Source organism: Streptomyces sp. NPDC050388 (genome assembly GCF_040655635.1).
Lineage (GTDB): Bacteria > Actinomycetota > Actinomycetes > Streptomycetales > Streptomycetaceae > Streptomyces.
On sequence record NZ_JBFAKH010000195.1, the window covers coordinates 1 to 4,925 of the forward strand.

Here is a 4,925-nt window from a genome sequence, read left to right on the forward strand (position 1 = left end):
CGAAAACACCATCTGCACAAGCTCGTTGACATTCTTCACGCGAATGTCAACGACCCTCACGACTCTCCGTCACCACCGAAAGTGAGACAGGGCCGTTAAATTGACACACCCGTGCGAGTTCTCTGGCGGCGTTGTGCACTTTGGCGAGGCGACGTTCTCCGGCGGCTCAGTGTCCTTCCAGGAAGCAACGTTCTCCGGCGGCTCGGTGTACTTCGAGGACGTGGTGTTCTCCGGCACGAATGTGCGCTTCGACCGAGCGGCTTTTTCCGGCAGCTATGTGAACTTCGGCGGCGCAACGTTCTCTGGCGGGACGGTGTACTTCGGCGGCGCAACGTTCTCCGACGGCTACGTGGACTTCCACGGTCCGACAGGCGGCGCGACGTTCTCCGCCGGCATTGTGCACTTCGACGGCCCGACAGGCGGCGCGTCCTTCTCCGGGGCCACGGTGGACTTCAGGCACGCGTCAGGTCCAGCTCCCGAATGGCTTCTCTCTACTGTCGGTATGCCTGTTCCTCCAACGGTCCACTTCCCCTCCACATGGCTGTCCCCGGTTTCATAGCGCAACGAGGGGGCGAAAACGGCCGCCCGCGCCCTGACGCCGCAAGCGCCGCAACCACAGGGCCGCGAGTCCCTGTCTTCCTCCTCATTACAGTGAACCGACGGCCGCGACCGACCTCGGATGACCGGGAGCTGCGGCCCGGCTCTTCCCGCTCAAGCACGCCAACCTGAACGTCCTGGGCCGCTACAGCTTCCGTGGCTCCGGCCCGGCTGGCGGGGCGCTTCGGCCCCTGCGCGACTCGGCGGAGGCTGACCACGACGAGGGTCCCGAGGACTGACCGGCCCGATTCCGCGCACCGCGCGGCCTGCAGCCGGAGGGGTCCGGCTCTCGAAAAAATCTTGGATTGGGTGGTAAACGCCGGGGCGCGCACTCGCCACCAACTGGTAGCCGCCAAGGTGTCCCGCCCGGGATCCGCCGAGGGCGGGACGCGCTGGAAGGTACGCCGCCATGATGGACCCCGTGACCCTGATGCTGCTCGGCACCGCGCCTGCGGTGCTGAAGGTCGCCGACACTCTCGCCCAGAGCCTGCTGCTGCGCGCCCGCGCCGAGCTGGCCCGGGCTCAGGCCGCCGCGCGCGGCCAGGACGACAAGCCCGCCGGCGGCGCGCAGTGACCGAGGAGAATTGCTGCGCCGAGTGCGGCGCCACGGCCACGATGCCGTTCGAAACGGCCTACGAGCTGTACTACCGTCCGCTGGTTCTGTCGGTCCGTCAGCGGGCCACGGCTTGGGGGCTGTCCGAGCAGGACGTTGACGTCGAGGCGCTCGTCCAGGACACCTTCGAGCAGGCCCTGCGTGTCTGGGACAGCATCAGGGTTCCCCGTGCCTGGCTCTACACCGTCGCCCGGCGCCGCCTCGCCCGCTGCATCTCCACAGCCGCCCTGCGGGCCGACGGGGATCCGGCGGGCCACACCGAGCAGGGGGCCGTCGGCTGGAGCACCATCGCTCCGTCTGCCAGCACCGAGGACCTCGTCGCTGCCCGGGAGATCGTCGAAATCATCCAGCTGATGCCACAGCAGCGCCGTCAGGAAGTTGCCTACCTGCGCTACATCGAGGAGTGGGGCTTCAACGAGATCGCCGAGCAGCTCGGCTGCTGCCCGGCCACCGCCCGTGTCCACGCTCTCAACGCGCGGGTTCACTTCGTCGCCACCGCCAGCAGCGGTGGCAGCGTCTATCAGGCGGGCCGGGACATGGGCGTCACGTACCACGCTTCCGGTTCCGGTTGCGGCTGGCTGGCGGCTCTGCTACTGCTCGGTTGTGTGCTCGCAGCGGGCTTTCTGGTCGGCTGGTCTTGGGTGCTGGCCGTGGCTGGGGGTGTTGCCGCCGTCGCCCTGGCGGGCTGGGCATGGAGCGCTTGGCGCGCCAGGCGGCATGGTTCCCGGCAGGGGCGCCGCCGGTTGCGCTGAATGTTCCGGTGGGGCTGCCTGCACGGAGGAGGCAGCCCCACCGGGCCGCTCCGACGAAGGGGTCCTTTCAACATGGGGGGCGGAATCGGTCGATTGCGCCCCCTCACTCCGGCCCATTGGCGGGAGTCGCGCAAACCAAGGTATTTCGGAACGTCAATCCAATGCGGTCCGCTCTGGGCTTTCGCCTCCCGATTCCGCCCCGTCAGCTCAGCCCAGGTGTCACATAATGTGACGCCAAACTGCAGTCTCTGCGTCGTTCCTACTCGACCCCGGTGAGTCCCGGACAGCGCCGTGGGCTACTTCCTGCTCTGCCCCTGGACTGCGTCAGCTGCGGGTGCGCGACGGCGGCCTGCTGGTGCTAAGAAGTCATCTCATTTGGCGAGTCGGCGGTAGCAGATGAGGGTGCAGGCGATGCTGGTGAAGGCCAGGAAGTGCTCGGCCTTACGCTCGTACCGGCGGTGCAGACGGCGGCAGCCGGCGAGCCAGGCCATGGTGCGTTCGATCGTCCACCGGTGCCGGCCGAGCCGCTGCGAGGTCTCGACGCCCTTGCGGGCGATGCGGTGCCGGATGCCCCGCCGGGACAGCCATTTCCGCAGGTGGCGGTAGTCGTAGCCCTTGTCGGCGTGCAGCTTGCCGGGCCTGCGCCGGCGGGGTCCCCGGCGAGATCGGATGGGCGGGATGCCCTGCACCAGCGGGATCAGGGCCTGGCTGTCGTGGACGTTGGCACCGGAGATGCCGACGGACAGGGGCAGACCCGTCCGCTCCGTGAGCAAATGGATCTTCGACCCGTACTTGCCCCGATCCACAGGATTCGGACCTGTCAGCTCCCCCTTTTCAAAGCCCGCATGTTCACCGAGTCGATCGCGCACCGCGACCAGTCCAGCTCGCCACGGGCGCCGAGTTCGTCCAGCACCAGCCGGTGCAGCTTGGCCCACACCCGGGCCTTGGTCCACTCGGTGAACCGGCGGTGCGCCGTCGCGCCAGAGGGCCCGAACGACGCCGCCGGCAACTGCTGCCAGGTGCAGCCGGAGGTCGCGACGAACACGATCGCGGCCAGCACCTCGCGGTCGCCGTGCTGGCGTCGGCCGCCGCCCTGGGGCCGCGTCGGTGCCTCCGGCACCACCCGCTGGAACAGTTCCCACAACTCGTCCGGCACCAGCCGCTCAACGATCCCTGTCACGACCAAGAGCCTACAGAGCCAAATGAGATGACCTCTAAGCGGCCTGCCTTGCCTGTTCCTGCTGGACGGCGCGGCGTCCCGTCATCTCCCGGTCGTGCAGTTGCGGGAACTGCTGGGCGATCGTGGCGCGTAGGGCCTTCTCGGCGCGGGCGTCGGCGGCCTGGGCGCGGTGGCCGACGGCGTACGCCCGGAACTCCCCGGCCCTGCGGATCGCGCGGCCGACGTCGTCGCGGTCCCGCTTGTCCAGGCTGTGGCCGTACCGGGCGGCGGTGGAGCGCAACTCCACGAACCGTTCGGCGGCCCTGTCCGCGCGGTCGGGCACCGGCTGGCCGGCCGCACCGAGGCTCTGGGCGAACCGGCTCTCCTGGATCGTCTCCCACGCCTTGCTCAGCGCCTGCCGCACGTCAGCCGCCATGCCCAGGTACGCGGCGCGCTCCCCGGTCAGGCACTGGGTCAGCCACGCGCCATGGGCGGGCAGATGCAGGCATGGATTGATTCCTTCCGTCAGAAGGCGGTGCGGGTGTCGCTTCTTGCATCGCCAGTGACGACGTGGCTGTCGTACAGGCCCGCTCGTGCGATCCGATGTGGCTACAGCTCGAACTCCACGTGCTCGACGTCCGTGAACTGCACCTCCAGGCCGGCGGCACGCCGGCCGCCGTCGCGGAAGTAGACCTCGCCGAGCGCTTCCGCCGCCAGGTCACGCAGCTGCCGTTCGCCGGCACCGCGATCCTGGGCGTCGAAGAGGCGGGCCGCGTGGTGCGGGGGCAGGGCGAGGGTGAGGTGGCGGATCCGGGCGTCGTCGGTGGTGCCGGGTGCGGCGGTGAAGCCGAACCGGGCCCGGGTGTCGACGACCAGGCCGGTACTGGTGGCCGCCTGCTTCCGGGCCTGGGCGCGGATGCGAGGCTGCCAGCGGGCACGGACCGCGTCCTCCAGGCGCCGGGCGAGGTCGGCACGGGGCCGGCGGATCTGGTCCTTCACGTAGCGCTCCACGGTGCGCTGCGAGACGCCGAGCAGGTCGGCCACCGCGCGGGTGCCCTTGAGCTGCCGGACCAGGTAACGCATCTGCGCGCCGGCCGACTTCGGTATGGGCCGGGTGAACGCCTGCTGCACGGCCCGCTCGAGGCCGGCTCCGACGATGCCCCATCGGGCTCTCCGTTCATGATCGGCTGTACGGGCCGCTGTGCGGCGTTCCCGCCCGGGCCGGGGTAGTTGCCCGGCGCCGGGCGGAACGCGCCGCACAGCGGCGTCCAGGGCTATTACAGGGCGGGTTCTTCCGCGGCGGACATGTCGCGCAGCCGGCTGTAGTGGAACTGGTGGGCCACCGTGACCGTGGCGGTGGGCCCGTTGCGGTGCTTGGCCACGATCAGGTCGGTCTCCCCGGCCCGCTCGGACTCCGGCTCGTAGTAGTCCTCGCGGTGCAGCAGGATGATCGCATCGGCGTCCTGCTCCAGGGCGCCGGAGTCCCGCAGGTCGCTCACCGCCGGCTTCTTGTCCTGCCGCTGTTCGGGGCCACGGTTGAGCTGGGCCAGCGCGATGAGCACGGCGCCGGTGTCGGCGGCGAGGATCTTCAGTTCGCGGCTGATCTCGGTGACCCGTTCGTAGGGCGACTGCCGGGCGGTGCGCTGGTCGGTCTGCATGAGCTGGAGGTAGTCCACCACCACCAGCGGCGCGCGGCCGGTTGCGCGGCTGATGGTCTTGATCCGGGAGCGGATGCGGGCGGGGCTGAGGCGGGCGGAGTAGTCCATCCACAGCGGCAGGCCCCGCAGTTCGGGGGTGTGCCGGT

7 protein-coding genes are annotated in these 4,925 nt (G+C 69.9%); 3 read left to right on the top strand and 4 right to left on the bottom strand.

Annotated features, from left to right (window positions below; translation table 11 throughout):
• Window positions 1-100: 100 nt before the first annotated feature.
• The 3 genes from AB0I73_RS40295 (at window position 101) to AB0I73_RS40305 (ending at window position 1,962) form a co-directional block, all read left to right on the top strand.
• A complete protein-coding gene (locus AB0I73_RS40295) occupies window positions 101-559 on the top strand; it encodes a pentapeptide repeat-containing protein (protein ID WP_363045356.1) in 459 nt (152 codons plus the stop codon).
• Window positions 560-1,006: 447 nt separating this feature from the next.
• Window positions 1,007-1,171, top strand: a complete 165-nt coding sequence (locus AB0I73_RS40300) for a hypothetical protein (protein ID WP_363045357.1) — start codon at window positions 1,007-1,009, stop codon at window positions 1,169-1,171.
• A gap of 41 nt (window positions 1,172-1,212) precedes the next feature.
• Entirely contained in the window at window positions 1,213-1,962 is a 750-nt protein-coding gene (locus tag AB0I73_RS40305; RefSeq protein ID WP_363045358.1) for a sigma-70 family RNA polymerase sigma factor, read from the top strand.
• Window positions 1,963-2,333: 371 nt separating this feature from the next.
• Here AB0I73_RS40305 and AB0I73_RS40310 read toward each other — a convergent pair.
• The 4 genes from AB0I73_RS40310 to AB0I73_RS40325 all read right to left on the bottom strand — a co-directional run.
• Window positions 2,334-3,133, bottom strand: a protein-coding gene (locus AB0I73_RS40310; protein WP_363045361.1) for an IS5 family transposase whose coding sequence is annotated in 2 segments (ribosomal slippage) — window positions 2,334-2,785 and window positions 2,785-3,133 — 801 coding nt in all. Because the reading frame shifts where the segments join, the coding sequence is not laid out codon by codon here.
• Between the two features lie 43 nt (window positions 3,134-3,176).
• Entirely contained in the window at window positions 3,177-3,557 is a 381-nt protein-coding gene (locus tag AB0I73_RS40315) for a hypothetical protein (protein ID WP_363045359.1), read from the bottom strand.
• Between the two features lie 173 nt (window positions 3,558-3,730).
• Window positions 3,731-4,279 carry an XRE family transcriptional regulator gene (locus AB0I73_RS40320; protein ID WP_363045362.1) on the bottom strand — a complete coding sequence of 183 codons (549 nt, stop codon included), beginning with the start codon at window positions 4,277-4,279 and terminating at the stop codon, window positions 3,731-3,733.
• Between the two features lie 119 nt (window positions 4,280-4,398).
• Window positions 4,399-4,925: DnaB-like helicase C-terminal domain-containing protein (locus tag AB0I73_RS40325; protein ID WP_363045360.1), on the bottom strand; the 527-nt coding region annotated here is incomplete at its 5' end.